Annotated in this window: 14 protein-coding genes; 3 read left to right on the forward strand and 11 right to left on the reverse strand. The window is 29.0% G+C overall.

Translation table 11 applies throughout. The annotated features are described in order from the left end of the window. Positions 1-2: 2 nt before the first annotated feature. Genes cas5b through cas8a1 form a run of 3 tightly spaced genes read right to left on the reverse strand, consistent with a single transcriptional unit; the run spans position 3 to position 2,972 of the window. A complete protein-coding gene (gene cas5b, locus PUD86_05725) occupies positions 3-629 on the reverse strand; it encodes a type I-B CRISPR-associated protein Cas5b (GenBank protein ID MDD6776772.1) in 627 nt (208 codons plus the stop codon). After that, positions 630-1,619 (reverse strand): type I-B CRISPR-associated protein Cas7/Cst2/DevR, encoded by a 990-nt coding sequence (gene cas7i, locus PUD86_05730; GenBank protein MDD6776773.1) that lies wholly within the window; start codon positions 1,617-1,619, stop codon positions 630-632. Next, positions 1,620-2,972, reverse strand: a complete 1,353-nt coding sequence (gene cas8a1, locus PUD86_05735; GenBank protein ID MDD6776774.1) for a type I-B CRISPR-associated protein Cas8b1/Cst1 — start codon at positions 2,970-2,972, stop codon at positions 1,620-1,622. Positions 2,973-3,073: 101 nt separating this feature from the next. On the opposite strand from cas8a1, the gene cas6 reads away from it, so the two are divergent. Together cas6 and PUD86_05745 are read left to right on the forward strand one after the other, a co-directional pair. Then, positions 3,074-3,811, forward strand: a complete 738-nt coding sequence (gene cas6 / locus PUD86_05740) for a CRISPR-associated endoribonuclease Cas6 (protein ID MDD6776775.1) — start codon at positions 3,074-3,076, stop codon at positions 3,809-3,811. Between the two features lie 51 nt (positions 3,812-3,862). Continuing rightward, positions 3,863-4,561: a thymidylate synthase gene (locus PUD86_05745; GenBank protein MDD6776776.1), complete on the forward strand. Its 699-nt coding sequence runs from the start codon at positions 3,863-3,865 to the stop codon at positions 4,559-4,561. Positions 4,562-4,573: 12 nt separating this feature from the next. Here PUD86_05745 and PUD86_05750 read toward each other — a convergent pair whose 3' ends face one another. The 8 genes from PUD86_05750 to mch all read right to left on the reverse strand — a co-directional run bounded on the left by PUD86_05750 (position 4,574) and on the right by mch (position 15,493). Next, a complete protein-coding gene (locus tag PUD86_05750) occupies positions 4,574-8,224 on the reverse strand; it encodes a C1 family peptidase (GenBank protein ID MDD6776777.1) in 3,651 nt (1,216 codons plus the stop codon). Between the two features lie 137 nt (positions 8,225-8,361). Further along, positions 8,362-9,342: a choloylglycine hydrolase gene (bsh, locus tag PUD86_05755; GenBank protein ID MDD6776778.1), complete on the reverse strand. Its 981-nt coding sequence runs from the start codon at positions 9,340-9,342 to the stop codon at positions 8,362-8,364. Between the two features lie 9 nt (positions 9,343-9,351). Beyond that, positions 9,352-10,761, reverse strand: a complete 1,410-nt coding sequence (locus tag PUD86_05760; GenBank protein MDD6776779.1) for a nicotinate phosphoribosyltransferase — start codon at positions 10,759-10,761, stop codon at positions 9,352-9,354. Between the two features lie 78 nt (positions 10,762-10,839). After that, complete coding sequence (locus tag PUD86_05765; protein ID MDD6776780.1) at positions 10,840-11,385, reverse strand: rubrerythrin family protein; 546 nt, start codon at positions 11,383-11,385, stop codon at positions 10,840-10,842. Positions 11,386-11,481: 96 nt separating this feature from the next. Continuing rightward, a complete protein-coding gene (locus PUD86_05770; protein ID MDD6776781.1) occupies positions 11,482-12,027 on the reverse strand; it encodes a rubrerythrin family protein in 546 nt (181 codons plus the stop codon). A 264-nt stretch (positions 12,028-12,291) separates the two neighbouring features. Then, on the reverse strand, positions 12,292-13,242 hold the full coding sequence (locus PUD86_05775) for an ATP phosphoribosyltransferase (GenBank protein MDD6776782.1): 951 nt from the start codon (positions 13,240-13,242) through the stop codon (positions 12,292-12,294). Between the two features lie 310 nt (positions 13,243-13,552). Then, positions 13,553-14,383: a DUF4013 domain-containing protein gene (locus PUD86_05780; GenBank protein MDD6776783.1), complete on the reverse strand. Its 831-nt coding sequence runs from the start codon at positions 14,381-14,383 to the stop codon at positions 13,553-13,555. Positions 14,384-14,521: 138 nt separating this feature from the next. Continuing rightward, positions 14,522-15,493 carry a methenyltetrahydromethanopterin cyclohydrolase gene (gene mch, locus PUD86_05785; protein ID MDD6776784.1) on the reverse strand — a complete coding sequence of 324 codons (972 nt, stop codon included), beginning with the start codon at positions 15,491-15,493 and terminating at the stop codon, positions 14,522-14,524. A 249-nt stretch (positions 15,494-15,742) separates the two neighbouring features. On the opposite strand from mch, the gene PUD86_05790 reads away from it, so the two are divergent. Then, positions 15,743-16,546 (forward strand): SDR family NAD(P)-dependent oxidoreductase, encoded by an 804-nt coding sequence (locus PUD86_05790; protein ID MDD6776785.1) that lies wholly within the window; start codon positions 15,743-15,745, stop codon positions 16,544-16,546. The last annotated feature ends 40 nt before the right edge of the window (positions 16,547-16,586 follow it).

The following is a 16,586-nucleotide window of genomic DNA, read 5'->3' on the forward strand; positions in this document are numbered from 1 at the left end:
ATTTATCCCTCATTATGCATCCAAATTCCCCAATTTAACTCTTCATCAAAAAAACATTCACCAGAATATTTATAAAATTGATTCATTAAAATATAAGGTTTTGTCCCAATTGCTTTTCTAGGAATATCTTCAGAAAAATGAGTAGGTAATGCTTGTATTACTCCAAAAGCCCCTTCAGTTCCAAAAGGAAGAATTGTTTTACCTAAATTAATATCAGATTTTTTACCCATGTCAATTTCCTTAATTTCACTAACATAAGCCAAATCAGAAGACCTACCAAGTAATAATGGATAATGTGGTCTTTCAAAAAATTTTTTAAACTCTAAATTATCCAAATATAAATATAATTTAGGATTAAATAAAAATTCCCTTTTAACAACATTAGATTTATTTCCTTTCAAACCTTTTATTTCATATATAAACTCTAAATCTACATTTTTTGCTTCAGAATCAAAAACAAACCCAACATTAACATCTTTAGGAGTGACAAATTCACCTTTAACTGCAGACAACAATCCATAAATTGTACTTAAAGGTGGAACTGGTAAAGTAGGTTGAAACCCACTTATAAAAGTAGGATATCTAAATGAAGCAGTCCAACCTTCAATTATAATCCTTAAACATTTCATTTAAATCAACTTTGGAATTTCCTCAGAGAATTTATCTATCATTTCCTTAATAGTTCCAACATGAACATTATCGTTATTTTTAGCATATTCAATAATACAATCCTGTGTTTCATTTAAGAAACCCTTTCTAAGACCAATATAAATATCAGTTCTTAAAATATCTTTATATTCTGAAATAACTTCATTTAAAGCATCAATATCAAATACTGTTTCATCATTTTCTTCACGAATTATATTCATAAAAATGTGATTTCCACCATCAATAGCTGCAAGAACTAAAATTTTTGGAGTAACATCAGTTAAATGAGAAGTATTTTTTGCACCACCGGACAAATATGGTAATGCACTAATTATATCAGTGGCACGTTTAATTCTTGTTTCATCATCAAGTAACCAGCAATCATCTTTATGAACCAAACCTTTTTCTTCAGCTAATTTAACTAAATTTGGATACATATTCCTATATCCAGTTTTTTCAATCTCACTAAAAACTCCTAAAGAACCTAAATCAATGGAAAAAATACCTTTAAAAATTGTTGAATAAAATTCATGCTCATAAGGTACTGGATCACCATTTTCTTGACGAGCCATGACTCCAAAATCATTAGTAGGATTTTGACCAACAACAGAAACTAATGGAGAATTTTTAAAAGGAGAAATTCTTGTAACAGTACCACCATCTTTTTTCTTTAGTGCTCTCATATACCCAAAAACATCATCATCAGGATATTCTATTGGGTTTGCTTCAGTAAATGCAATTTTAGATTCACGACTAATCGGTGACATATTCCAATTAAATTTATCTTCTAAAGTTTCCCTTAACCAATATCTAAATGCTTGACCAGAAACATATGGATATCTTACTCTTCCTTTTCTAATTGTTTTTACTCTTACAATATTATCTGTTCTATCTCCTGCATCAGAGCCTGCATTGTTAAGTGCAGAATGAGGAGCATCAATTAACATTAAACCAACAACATTATTTGACATTTAATCTTCCTCCAATATTTCATCTTCAGTAACTTCAACAACATATTCTTTTTCAATTAACCAATCATGTAAATTTTCATAAATTCTAAACAATAATAAATCCTGTGTTTCTCTCCAAGTCATATTACCCTCAGGGAATAAATAATTTACATAATCATCATATGTAAATAATAATTCATTATCACCCTTACTAATTTTATTTTTTAATATTTTTCTTAATATATTTCTAAAATTATTATAATTAGATGCACGTTCCAAATTATTTAAGGACTTAGGATCATCATTATTTTTAATATAATCTGATAATCTATCTCCAACATCTTTAATAACTTCAATTCTTTTTTTATCCATATTCCAAACCTCTTTCATATATGATTCAACTAATTTCCAAGAACAGTACGTTTTTTTAAATTTAATATTATAAAATAGCCTTAAAATTGATTTTCCTTCCATTAAATTATTATAAACAGTATTTGGATTATTTTTATAGTCATCATCAGATTCAACTTTATCCCATTTTACAAATTTATAAGATTTCTTAATAATAAAATTCCAATTAATCCTATCATCAATAGGTATTTCAGTTAGAAACTTAAAAACTGATGTGGGTAATGTGAAAATATCCAATTCAGGATTTTGATTATAATTAGTAAAATAATAAAAATTAAAAGAAGGAGTTTCATTCCTCCATTTTCTTCCAGAATCAATAACTTGAGAGATTATGTTAAATATAGCATTAGTTGGTCTTGTAATCCCCTTATTATAACAACCCTCAAACTCTCCAGATGATTTTTGAACCTCAATATTACGTATTGCTTTTTTAGCCCAAAATTTCATGACTTTTTGAGAATTTGAATGCAATACAATCATTTTTCCACCACAATGATACATAATCAATGGTGAAAATTGAACTAACAATGCACATAGTGAACAATAATCCGCACCAGAATTCCCGAAAGAAAAAAAGTTAACTAAAGAATTAGAACCCGTTAGTGGAATTACATCCTTACGAAAAACCTCTTCTACATTACGTCTACCACAACCCATACAAGAGCCACTTTCTTGTACATCACCAATTGAATTAATAAGATCATTTAATTTTTCTAAATATATCTCATTTAAATCAGACTTATTAGTTGAAGCAGGATTAGTTAAAACATTATTTGGAAATATAGTATACATATCTTTTTTCCAAGATGATTCAGTATATAATCTAGAAAGTTTTTCAGATTCAATTTTAATATCTTCAAGAGTAATATCTGAAATATTTTTATCTAATTTAGTAGCGAGAGCATAGATACCTGAATCTATAAATGGATTACCCGTAATAACAATATTTAAATCATCACTCATTTTAACCACCACTTAATTAAATTAAAAAAGTGTTTATACTAAATCCATTAGATTTATAATTACTATTATGTTAATAACTTATTAATAAAATTAGTGATAATATGAGACTCAAAATCAACCTCAAATCTGAAAACAATTTTAAAGTACCTTTTAATTATAATCATATCCTATCTTCAATTATTTATAATAAAATAGCTGATTTAGACCTTGCAAATAAAATACATGATTCTAATTCCTTTAAATTCTTTAATTTTTCACAAATCAATATTAAAAAAAGAAAGCTAGTAAAAGATGGAATCATTGCACGTGATGGAAGAATTAGTTTTTATTTATCTTCTCCAGATGATTTATTAGTTAAAAATCTTGTTAGCGGTTTTGTTGATGATTTAGAAATTAACTTTAAGAATGACAAATTGATTGTAGAAAAAATTGAAGCATTAAAAACACCTGATTTTAGAGAAATTTCAGAATTTAAAACTTTATCCCCAATTAACATCAGGGATTCAAAAGAAATTGACGGGAAAGTTAAAAGGATTGATCTTGCACCGTCTGATAAATTTTTTAAAGGTATTGAGAATAACTTAATTAAAAAGTATTGTATTTTTAATAATATTGAAAATACTGATAAAAAAATTAGTGCTTATTCAGAGATGGCTCATGTTAAAAGAAAAAGAATAACAATCCCCAAAGGTCCTAACACTACATATCACAGAGCATATATGATGGATTTAATTCTAGAGGGTGATACTGACTTGATTAAATTTGCATATGATGTTGGAGTTGGAGAAAAAAATTCAATGGGCTTTGGAATGCTAAGATACATTGAAACTGAAAACTAATTTTATATAATTTAAAAAACAAAAATATATTAGAATTAAGGACTTGATATTATGCTTACTATTAATCAATGTTATTTGGATTTTGTGGATAAGGTTTTAAGTAAAGGTAGTGAAACTTACAAGGATTCCAATCATCACTTAGTTGAAAGTTTAGGAAACTTTTACATCATAGATGATCCTTTTAATTTAAAATTCAGGGCTAAATATCAAAATTACACTACTGATATGCTTTTAGCAGACATTAAGTCAGGAAAATTTGATATTGAAGGATGTCCTATTAAAAGTGATGCTCTTTATGAGTATGTAAAGTCTGCTGAAAATCCTGATGATCAGGGTTTTGTTTATACTTATCCTAATCGTATTTTCGCACATTTTGATATTGACCAGTTCAATACTATGAAACAGAGAATTTTAACTGCTACCGGTTCCAATCGTGCAGTTGCAGTTACTATTGATCCACAGCTTGATGCCAAAAGAGAAGATATTCCTTGTCTTCAGTTTTTACAATGCATTGTTCGTGATAATGAATTAACAATCCACTGTTTATTCAGAAGTAATGATATTTTTGGTGCATTTTACTCAAATATGTTTTTCATAGCATATTTAGGTCTTAAAATGAAAGAAGAAGTCAACAAAGAAATTGTTGGTGAAAAATTAAACTTTGGTGGAGTTCACTACCACTCAACTTCTGGCCACATTTACAATACTGACTTAAAAGCAGCACGTAAATTAATAAAAACAAATAAATAAGGTTATTTAACCTTATTTTACAATACTTATTGTATTTTTAACTGTTTCTCTACCATAAGTAGTAGTTATGGAATATTTAGTAATTTTAGTCTTTTTAGCTATCTTTAAAGTAGCAACACCATATTTGTTGGTTTTAACCTTGTAGGTTTTACCTCTAAATTTAAATGTGACTATTTTATATTTTAAAATATTACCTTTACTATCCACTATTTTTGCTGTGAATTTACCTGTTTTTCCTTTTTTAATGGCCATATCTTTAGTTATAACATTATGTTTTACAGTTATTTTATTAGATACTTTGAATCCATTATAAGTGGCAGTTATTGTATATTTTCCAGCTTTTAAGGATGAAATTTTTAATGAAACATATCCATGTGAATCAGTGTATTTATAATAGGTCTTACCATTCAATTTAATAGTAACTTTAAGGTTTTTCTTAATTTTTCCATTATCATCTACTACTTTAACCTTATAATAGCTTACTACACTGAAATATTTGGTTATGTCTTTATTTCCAGTCATTCTTGAGACAACCTTAATGTTTTGGATTGATTTACCTCCAGTTTCAGGATTAATAACTGTTATTGAATAAGATCCTGGGCTCAACTCAATATTATAGTTAAGAACACCTTCATCATCAGTGCCCAAATATTCAGTTATACCATTAACAATGATTTCTACATTGCAATTTGATAACCGTTTACCATAATTATCCAAAAGAATTACCTTATAATTGGAATTATAAGCATATACTTCATTTGCAAGTGTTGTAATAGAAGATTTGAGTGTAATTTTTTTAGTTAAATTGTATCCTTCATTATTTATAACATCATTAAATCCAATCTCAATATTATAACTACCAAATGCTAATTTAAGAGATACTTTTGCAATTCCATTACTATCTGTGCTAACGACATAAACTTTATCATTAATCTTAAATTTGATTTCCTTATTTGCCACAGGGTTTGAATCATCATCAATCAAACGAATTGAATAATAAAAAGTCCCATTATGACATGAAACCATATCATTTGCAACTATTGAAACCTGTTTTGAATGAATAGTTATGTTTGAAGAAGAACCAGTATATTTATCACTGTTAAATGAAACTTTAATTAATTTGACACCACTATTTTTAAAGATATAATTCAATTTTGAAATTCCATTTATAATATCAACAGTGTATTCATTTCCTTCAATGTTAAAAATGACTTGGCCTGAATTAACTGGATTTCCATACTGATTTAAAACTGTCGCAATTATTTCAACTGGATTACACTCATCATTAATGGTTAAAGTGACAGTAGAATTAATTTTATTTAAAACTGTAAACGCTTTAATACATGCAACCTGTGATTTATAAGAATGATTATGATATGTCCAAGTTAAATTAAATAAATCATTCCAGTTTTCACCATCATAGCTAATATATGAAATATTTTCCCCATAAAACAGATTATTAAGTGAAATTATTTCAGATATCGGAACACCTGCATTGCCTTCAACAGTTATTTTAAATACAACTTCAAAATCATCTCCAATTTTAAGAGGTATAAATTGATTTAATTCAATTGTTGAGTAACTTGCAACTGCATTACCAGACTGAATTAATTTAAGTTCATCATTTACATAAATATATAAATCCCAAGTTGTATCTTTTTGGAAATATGTTGAAACTGCAGTTAAATATTCATCATCGGTTGCCGTGAATTTATTTTTATACCAGACAGAACTAGATGAATTCAATAAGTAATCAGTTTGACCCGGAATATCATATTGATAATTTTTATCATATTTAATTGAATCTGCTAAGACGAATGTATAAGTAGAAGATGGATTGTTAAGGGGTGCTAAACGTACATCATAATATGAAACATAATAATATCCATTTTCACCACCAGAAGTCCCCCAACTATTTTTGATTATCCAAGCACCATCACCCGGAGCGATTTTCTTAAAATTAGTTTTAGAATAATTATTATCCCATCCAACAATAACTACTGCATGGTTAGCACTAGAAGTATGGTCATAATTATAATAATTTTTTCCATTTGCATAACTATTTTTATCCCAATAAATACTGGTTGAAACAGCCCCCTGTTCAATAATAGCTCTTTTTATTTCATTATTATCCGTGTAACTAGTTCTTTTCAAGAATAATATATTTTGAACATGTATAAAACTATTAAGTACTGGAGATAATGCTGATGAACCATAGTAACTGTCATCACTTTCATTTACCGGACCTAACCAAGAAGTAAGATATCCTATACCCATTGCAATGTATCCTCCATCATTCGGAGTAATGTCCCATCCATACTCTGAGTATAATGACATTAAATTTTTCATGTTTTCTTCAGAAAGATCATATGCATTGCCTGTTGCCTTTAATATACAGGATTCCAAACTAGCCAATGCTGCAAATGACCAGCAGTTTCCACCGTTTCCCTGATTTTTTACTGAAGTTACTTGGTTTAGAGTTCTTAAATCATAACTACTTGGAAGATCACCATCATATGATTGATTATAATAAATTAAAATATAATCTCCATTACCAATTGTTAAATTAGGTAATATAGTTTCATAAATATCATTATTAATGCTAGCAGAATTATTTAAAAATGAAATATTTAAAATTACATAAGTTTCATTTGATATTATATAAACTCCTCCACCAACATTTAAAGCACTATTATTGATGAATTTATTTGAGGATACTGTAAGTAAATCAGGAGAATCAACAAATATTGCTCCACCATCTGAAGCAACATTATTTTCAAATGTGGAATTTACAATCGTATAATCTCCGTAAACAGAGTATATTGATCCACCACGATATTTTGCTTTATTGTCACGAGCATCAATATTAGTTAAATTCAAATTTGTATTAAGTGCAGTTATTGCACCGCCGAAAGTAGCTGAAGAATTTGAGAAACTTACATAATTGGCAATAATTTCAGAATCTCTACCATATATTACTCCACCAGCATCGTTTTTTGCTTGATTATTGGTGAAATTAGTGTTTGAAATAGTTACTTTTGAATTTTTATCACAATAAATAACACCAGCATAATAATTAGCATAATTTCCACTGAAAACAGAATCTGCAATATTCAAATTAGAATTTGTTGCATAAATAACACCTGCATAATTTGTTGCATGAATATTTGTAAATGTACAGTTAGTTATATTTACAGAAGAATTTGAAGAAGATAAAAATCCACCAATTGAAGCATATGAGTCCTTAAAGATTGAATTTATTAAAGTGATGCTACCACCATTTGTTATTCTTGAATTCATGAAAGTAACATTACAAATAACAAGTGAACCATCAACATCAATATTCATATTTTTAATTATAGTGTTTTCACTGCTTTTACCAATTATAGTTATATTATTAACCTCAATAGAATATCCTGAATAAATACCTTCATTTAAATAAATTACAGAATCATCATGAACATTATTTCTTAAAGTTTTATAAGGAGAATTTAATGATCCATTACCTGAAACATCAACATTAGCATCGAAATAATAAGAATCAGATAAAATATTATCATTTAATTCAAAATCTGTTTGATTATTGCTTGCATATGCTGTTGGAATAACAACGAGCAATGCAATCAGACATATGATGATAACCTTTTTAATATTATACAACAAAAATTCCTCCTTTTTAAACAAGATAATCACAAAACTAATGAAAATTATCTAGTATAATAATATTTAAGGAAATTATAGTATAAATAATCTATTTAATTTTAAAAAAAATAAGATAAAAATTAAAAAAAAAGAAAAAATTAATTAATGAAATTGATTTGTTCTTCATTAATTAAAGGATAATTTATCAAATTATCTGAGTCTAAATCTTCATTATTTAGACTTACAGCAGTTATTTGAGCATTTTTATATGTTCTGTAATACAATCTCGCTTCATCCGTATTGTAACATGATGAATAAACTGTATATTCATATAAATCAGGATCATCTATAAATGTACATCCGTTTTGCTGTTCAATAGAGCCCAAAATATGGAAAAATTGACCAACACTGCTTGCTTCATCACTATCAGAATAGGAATTAGCACGTGTAAATGCTGCTTTTGCAAATCTTGAAGAAGAAGATAAGTCCCCAGGAAGTCCTATTGCACCCATACCTCTTGAATATTCATCTAAATCAAAATCTTTGGAAAATGTGTTTTCAGGATTTTTAATAGATAAACTTCTAAAATTATTTAATGAAAATAACTGTTTATCAAAAGGAGGATTATTTGTCAAAACACCGACAGGATTGTCATAAATTTTTAATCCTTCTTCCAATGGTTCAACTACAATGCATTTCCCACTTGGATCAGACAACATCCAATGAAGAGTAGCTAAAGGCAATTCTTCTGCAAAATTAATATTCACAAGATTAATTTTCTTAAATAGTCCAATTGCTTCATCAAGGTTGCTTGCACAGCCAAGTATATATGGAATCAATTCAAATGGTGCAACATTTAACATGTCATCATTTATTTCTTTATATACTGCATTTCCTGGAAAGTTTAGTCCAGCTATTGACAATCCTTTTTCATTGCATGCATCATAATATAATGGATATCCATCAATACCTGCTGCAATTCCAATTATTGCATAATGTGATTTAATATCATCAATTTTTCTAAATTTAAATTCATAGTTTCTTGGAGTAATTGTTACTCTTTCATTATATGAAATTTCATAATCAAAGTTACGACCAAAATAATTCTTATCTGTAATATAATTACTTGCAGTACACATAATACCACCTTATATAAAATTTGAATATTTTAACGCTCTTGATTTGATATCACCGAAAGTGTCTTCGATTAACAATTCACCATTTTTAAATACAGTTTGAAGACAATCTTCACCACATGCATCGATTGGTATTGTTTTAAAAAAATTATTTTCATTAATTAATTTAAATCTACCTGTTTTGGATTTTTTACTGGAATCCAATGGATTTTTATAGATATCAATCCACTTACCATTACGTAATTGTGCAGAACATTTAAATGCATTTCTCTGTGTATCACGATTTACAGAGGTGTGAAGGCCTCCACCCATACCAAAGATAATATTTTCAGCTGCCCATCCATTAGATTTCATTGCAAATAAGATATCTCTGATTTTATGATAGTTTAAACCGTCACCCCATAAAAGGCCAATATTTGAGTCAAATACCTTATATCCCTTATCTGTCAGATAAGATCCAAAACCTTTCTCAAGGATATTCAAACAATCAATTGTTGTTGCTACGGGTTCACCACTATCAGGTCTAAATACAACTTTATTTCCTTCAATAGCTAAAAAATCTGTAATTGCGTTATTTAATCTAGAATTTGATTTTCCAGCTTCGGTTAAAAAGTTTTTATAGTTATATGAGTCTATAACCATAGACAATATTCCATTTTTAGCATTATCAATAACATTCAAAATTTGGTCAAATTCACCTTCAGGACCTAATGATGTCATCACACTGTGTTCAGTTGCCTGAACTGAAAAACCATATAGATTTGAATCGTTGTAATAATTTTCAGGAATGGTCAATGAAGGAATAGTGTCTGTTCCAGAAAAGCTAAGCAAATGCGCTGATCCAGATAGCATTGAAGATTCAGTTGAACTAGCTCCACGATATCCAAAGTCATGTAACATGAAATCCAAATTATCCTTTGAAGAACCAGTGACTTCAAGGTAAAATTTTGATAATTTCCTTACCTCAGCAGATAATGTTGCAACAGTTGAAGGGTACCAAACTTGTAAAAGTAGAGATTCAAGATAATTTACCAACCAGAAAGATTTTTTATCAGTGTTTTCAACAGTCATTAAGACATTGTTAACATTTACAGGTGTTCCTTCCGGTACTGATTTTATTTCTATTGGAAGATATCCATCATATTCATCTAAAATATAATACCAACCCTTTTTGTTGAATATATCTTCACCAATATGATTAGAAATAAGTTTATCGGCTTCTTCAATTTTTTGCTGATTTACGACTTGACCTTCCAAATATTTTTTTATGATATATTGCAGGCCGTAAAAAATAGTTTTATTAAATTCAGCACCTAATCTGCTTTCAAGGTATGAATAGATTTTTTCTGTCCCTTTTGGGTAAAAATAATGATGAGTTACTTTATAACTGTCTGTTAATAAACATATGTTGTTTTCAATCATAATATCAAGTCAATAACTAACAAGTTACTAAATTGTTATTATAAAAAGGTTGGAGTTGTAAAAACTCCGGTTTTTAATTTAGATATAACTAGTATCTTGTTTTCTGAAATGTGCTTGTGGGTGATCACATAATGGACATACTTCAGGAGCATCGGTTCCATAATGGATGTAACCACAGTTGTTACATTTCCATGCGATTTCTTCATCTTTTTTAAATACTTTACCTGCTTTGATTTTGTCAGCTACAGCATTGTATCTATCTTCATGAGCTTTTTCAGTAGCAGCTGCTGCATCAAATAATTCTGCAATATCATCTAAACCTTCTTCACGTGCGGTTGCAGCGAATTCTTTGTACATTGAAGTCCATTCTTCATGTTCTCCAGCTGCTGCATCTGCGAGATTGGTTTCAGTATCAGGTACTTTACCACCGTTTAAAAGTTTAAACCAGATTTTTGCATGTTCTTTTTCGTTGTCAGATGATTCTTGGAAAATATCTTTAATTTCAACATAACCATCTTTTTTAGCTTGGGATGCGTAAAATTCGTATTTTACACGTGCTTGAGATTCACCAGCGAGTGCTGCTTTTAAGTTTTCTTCAGTTTTGGTTCCTTTTAAATCTACCATAATTTTTCCTCCTTAAAATAAGATATAAAAATAGAAAATGAATTTTAGTAATCAAGTTACTAACTTAAAATTAAAAAAAATAAAAAAGTAGAAAAACTATTTAAAGTTAGTAGCTCTTTCTTCAAAGTGTGCTTTTGGAAGTCCGCAAACAGGACATTTTTCAGGTGCATTAGGACCTGAGAAAATAAATCCACAGTTTTCACATTTCCATTCAATATCTTCTGCTTTGTTAAATACAGTTTCGTTTTCAACATTAGCGAGTAAAGTTCTGTATCTTTCTTCGTGTTCTTTTTCAATTGCACCTACTTTTTCAAATAAGAATGCAATCATTGGGAAACCTTCTTCTTTAGCGGTTTCAGCGAATTCTTTGTACATTGAAGTCCATTCTTCGTTTTCACCATCAGCTGCACCGTTGAGGTTTGCAATAGTGTCAGGAATAACTTCATCATTTAAGAGTTTATACCAAATTTTAGCGTGTTCTCTTTCGTTTTTGGAAGTTTCCATGAAAATATCATGGATTTGAACATAGCCTTCTTCTTTAGCTTTAGCTGCGAAGTATTGATATTTAGTGTGTGCTTGAGATTCACCAGCAAATGCTGCTTTTAAATTTTCTTCAGTTTTAGTACCTTTTAAATCAGACATAATATACATCTCCAATAATATAAAATATATTCTCATTAAATAAAAAGTTTTTCATAACCACAATACAATAATTTTTCTATATATTAATAAAAAAAGCAATAATGTTAAATGAAAAATAAATAATTTGAATAAAATTAAATAAAAATAAATATTAATGAATATTTTTTAAAATAAACTCATTTTACAAAATACCATTAATAAAAAATATAATAAAATTAAGTTATGTCAAATATATTTTATACAGACATATAAAAAACATACTTATTATTTAATTAATTGTTTTAAATCATTTCTGATGATTGAAGTTGCATTGAATCCTTTGATTGCTTCAATCATTTCAGGGAATTTTGCTTTTGGAATTAAAACATTAATTTGTGAGAAGCTAGAACATTCAGTGACAGTCGGTTCGTCAGCACAAAGTTTATTTTCAACCAAATATTCACTAACATCACTAATTTTATCATTAGCTAAATTAAATTTAACATCAAAATAATTTTTAGCAGTTATTGCACCGAACAATTGTTTATAGATCAATTGAGCTTTGACCATTTTTTCACCAGTGCAGGATACACCAGCGTATAATCCTGCTGAAGAGTGCAATATTGTTTCAAGTTCTTTTAAACCTGCTTTTCTTAAACTGCTTCCAGTCTGAGTATTATCAACAATTAAATCTGCACCTTTAGCAATATATACTTCAGTTGCACCATCAGAATTGATAACTTGTACTTGTTCGTTGTCCCCATCAGTTAATCCTCTGACTTGGACAAATAGTACTGCATCACCGAATATTTCTTTATATCCTTCATTTTCCATTATGTGTTTTCTAGTTAAGTTTAGATATTCAGTGAAACATAAGATTAGAGTTTTTCTATCTTTATTAGCTCTGAAGAATTCAGTTAAATTTTCATACGGAGAATCATTTGGAACTGCAACAATTAAACGAGTTTTACCATAATCCAAATCACCTATTTTAACAGTTTTGGTATCTCTTAAAACGGATTCTTCTTTAATCCAATCTTCACCGACAATAGCAATATCCACCATACCTCTGTTTAATTCCACAGGAACAGATTGTGGACGAGTTAAATATGCATTTATTTCCGGATCATTAACTATATCAATTTCGTAAGATTCATACCCCGATTCATAACCTCTAACTTCATAACCTGCATCTACAAATAACTGATAAGTATTTCCTCTTTTAACATTGTTCAAACTTCCTTTTGGAAGACCGAGAATAATTTTTTCATTCGTAATTGTTCTTCAACATAATTACATTATATGAAATTTGATAAAGTTCAAAAAATTCTTCACTAATGGATTAAAAATTCACACACCATCAAAAAAATAATTTTTTAATTCAAATTAAGTTTACAATAATTATCAATTCCACAATAAAATAATCTATTATTTAAATAATTTAAAGTTTATTAAAATTTAATCTGAAAAATAGAACTGGAATCAAGTTCTTAGAATATAACTTTTGGATAAAAAAGTAAAAAATAGGAAAATAAAAGTTATTTTCCTAAGCTATATCAGAATATAATAATCCATATGCTCTTTGGGTAAAGAAAATCAAGTATGGAGTTATTACAACTGAAATAATTGAGATTTGTGGGATTTGATTGGTAAGATATCCTACAATTCCTTGAATAACTACACCAATTACAACAACTAAAATAATAAGAGCAAGTACTTTAGCCACTCCAATTCTTGGAATGTCTTTTGCTGCTTCAATAACATTAAGAGCATTGCCAAGACTGCCTGTGTTTGCTAATCTTGCTTGACCCATTGTTTCAATAAATCCAAAGATTATAAACAAAATAAGTGCAACAATTGCAGTAATAGCAATAGAATTAAATAAGGAAGCCCAAGCAGCATCAGATACAACAGGCATAGCAGTTGCAGTTGAGTTAGCAACAGCAGTTGCATTTATATTTGCAGTGTATTCTTCAATTATTTGCATAAAACTACCCGGAACATTTGCAATAATTGCAACAATTCCAGTAATAATAGCAGGAATAATAAAGTATACAATATTAACAATTAATAGTTTAATACCATTTATTCCATCATTTATCCAATCAAATGCAGGAGCGTTTTCATCAAAATCAATACCTGACTTCATGATTCCTAGTTGATAACCCATCATTACCAATGATACAATGAATGAAGCAATGAATAAGATTATACCAAGAATTACAAGAGCAGTATTTTCATTACTAAATGCACAAGAAAATACCCCACCAACCATTAAAATTGCAATTACAAATGTTAAAGCTATGTAAATTGCAAGTTTTTCTATATTTTGTGATGGAAAAATAAATGCCTCTTTAATAATATCCATAATTTCCATTATTAACACCTTTTTTAATTAATCAACACTCAAAGAGTAGTTAGTATTATTTTAAAAATGATATTATTTAAAATTAATTGAAAATTAGAATATAAATACTAAGAATATAAAAAAAGAAAAGAAAAAAGATGAATAAATTTATTCATCTAAACCGAAGGATTTTTTGAGTAAATCTACGTTTACATATCCTTCTTTGTAAATTTTACCAGTAGTTAAGTCGTTAATTACAACTTCAGCAGGAGCGAACATTCCTTTGTCGATTTTGTAGAAGTCGAATTCAGCTTCTTTGAATACATCGAAGAATGGTTTACCATATCCATCAGCTGCGGAAGATGGTAATTTAGCTGCAACATCAGCAATGTCATCGTTTTCATCAGATTCAACGTAGTAGTAGGTTCTTCCACCGAATAATACTGCATCGTTGGTTTTACCCATAGCTTTAAGTCCATCTGGGTCAATAGGTGCAATAGGTGCAATACCTGCTGCGTGTTTTACTTTAGTTACATCGAATTTAATAGCTTCTAACATTTTGTAGGTTCCGTTTTCAACTACTCTACCAGAAATTTGAATAGATCCAACAAGAGAAGAAGTAGGAGCTACAAGTAAGTATACATTTTTAACATCAACGTTACATTCATCAGCAATGTATTGAGCAACATCTTCACCAGGTAATACGTCAGCTTCTAAAGTTAAAATAGCTAAGTCAGCTTCTTTGTCTTCGTAACCGATTTCTTCATAAGTTTCAGCTGGTTTTAATGCAATTGCTCTTGCAGGACCAGAACCAAGTGCAAAGAAATCTCCAACAGATACAGACCAACCTGCTTTTTGAGAACCTAAGGTTGAAATGGAAGGTGAGTCAGTTTTAATTTTTACTGAAGGAAGAGCGAATTTTTCAGATAAATCTCCAGGAATGGAAATTCCAACATCTGCAAGTCCACCGAGACAAACTTTAGTATAAAGTTCACCCGCTTTAAAACTTCCATCTACATTTACACCACAATCTAAAACGGTAGCACCATTTTCTAAGGTTTCTACAGCGATGTTTAATGCATCTGCTTTTTCAATCATTACATCTACGGTCTTTTTTGCTTCTATGTTTACACTTACCATAGTTTAACCTCTATTTAAAAAATATCAACTTAAATCATTTTAAGTTATCGTTTAGAATTTTATTGTTATTATTATTTATATTTGACTAAATGATTTTAGCAAATGCACAATTATCCATTAACCACAGAATATTATTCAGACAAATAACCAAAAAATCGAACAACATCCAAATCGATTAATTAATATAATAGCCAATTACATATACTTATGCAGTGTTTTGATACACTTTATTTTAAGGAGGAGATGTTCATGGATAGATTAAAAGACAAAGTAGCTATTGTTACTGGTTCTACAAGTGGTATCGGAATCGGCATTGCTAGATTATTTGCTGCAGAAGGTGCTAAAGTAGTTATTTGTGGACGTAGAGAAGAAAAAGGACAAGCAGTTGTTGATAGTATCACAAAAGAAGGAGGAGAAGCTTCTTACCACTTCTTTGATATTACCGACACCGACAGTATTAAAAAATTAATTGACGATACTGTAGAAAAATATGGAAAAATAGACATTTTAGTAAATAACGCAGCTAATGTAGCTCTAAAAGACGGAAGCATTGGAGAGTTAACCATTGATATGTGGGATGCTATCTTTGAGAGCGATTTACGTGGTACATTTTATGCTACAAAATGTGTAATTCCATACTTGCAAAAAAATGAAAATGGTGGATCTATTATAAACATTGGATCAATGGCATCATGTGGTGGAGATTTAGGTTCTACTGCTTATGCATGTGCTAAATCCGGTGTTGACATGCTTACACAATACACCGCACTCCAATATGGTAAAGATAATATCCGTTGTAACTGTGTACGTCCTGGATTAATAGTAACTCCAGAAAATGAAGCAAATGTACCTGAAGTCTTAAGAAACATTTTCTTAAGTAACATCATGGTAAACCGTTATGGTGGTCCAGAAGATATCGGTCATATGTGTGTATATTTCGCATCTGACGAAAGTGAATACGTAACTGGACAAATAATCAATGTAGATGGTGGTCTTAACTCCCATGTATCTACATCAGCACAATTTAGAGAGTTAAACTCTCGTACATGGTAATTAGTACTTTTTAGTACTAATTTTTTTATTTTTTTAAAAA

Source organism: Methanobacteriaceae archaeon (assembly GCA_029219465.1).
In the GTDB taxonomy this organism is placed as follows: domain Archaea; phylum Methanobacteriota; class Methanobacteria; order Methanobacteriales; family Methanobacteriaceae; genus Methanocatella.

Coding starts and splice junctions, on each gene's coding strand:
- cas5b (MDD6776772.1), bottom strand. CDS start 629: ATGAAATGTTTAAGGATTATAATTGAAGGTTGGACTGCTTCATTTAGA.
- cas7i (MDD6776773.1), bottom strand. CDS start 1,619: ATGTCAAATAATGTTGTTGGTTTAATGTTAATTGATGCTCCTCATTCT.
- cas8a1 (MDD6776774.1), bottom strand. CDS start 2,972: ATGAGTGATGATTTAAATATTGTTATTACGGGTAATCCATTTATAGAT.
- cas6 (MDD6776775.1), top strand. CDS start 3,074: ATGAGACTCAAAATCAACCTCAAATCTGAAAACAATTTTAAAGTACCT.
- PUD86_05745 (MDD6776776.1), top strand. CDS start 3,863: ATGCTTACTATTAATCAATGTTATTTGGATTTTGTGGATAAGGTTTTA.
- bsh (MDD6776778.1), bottom strand. CDS start 9,342: ATGTGTACTGCAAGTAATTATATTACAGATAAGAATTATTTTGGTCGT.
- PUD86_05760 (MDD6776779.1), bottom strand. CDS start 10,761: ATGATTGAAAACAACATATGTTTATTAACAGACAGTTATAAAGTAACT.
- PUD86_05765 (MDD6776780.1), bottom strand. CDS start 11,385: ATGGTAGATTTAAAAGGAACCAAAACTGAAGAAAACTTAAAAGCAGCA.
- PUD86_05770 (MDD6776781.1), bottom strand. CDS start 12,027: ATGTCTGATTTAAAAGGTACTAAAACTGAAGAAAATTTAAAAGCAGCA.
- PUD86_05780 (MDD6776783.1), bottom strand. CDS start 14,383: ATGGAAATTATGGATATTATTAAAGAGGCATTTATTTTTCCATCACAA.
- mch (MDD6776784.1), bottom strand. CDS start 15,493: ATGGTAAGTGTAAACATAGAAGCAAAAAAGACCGTAGATGTAATGATT.
- PUD86_05790 (MDD6776785.1), top strand. CDS start 15,743: ATGGATAGATTAAAAGACAAAGTAGCTATTGTTACTGGTTCTACAAGT.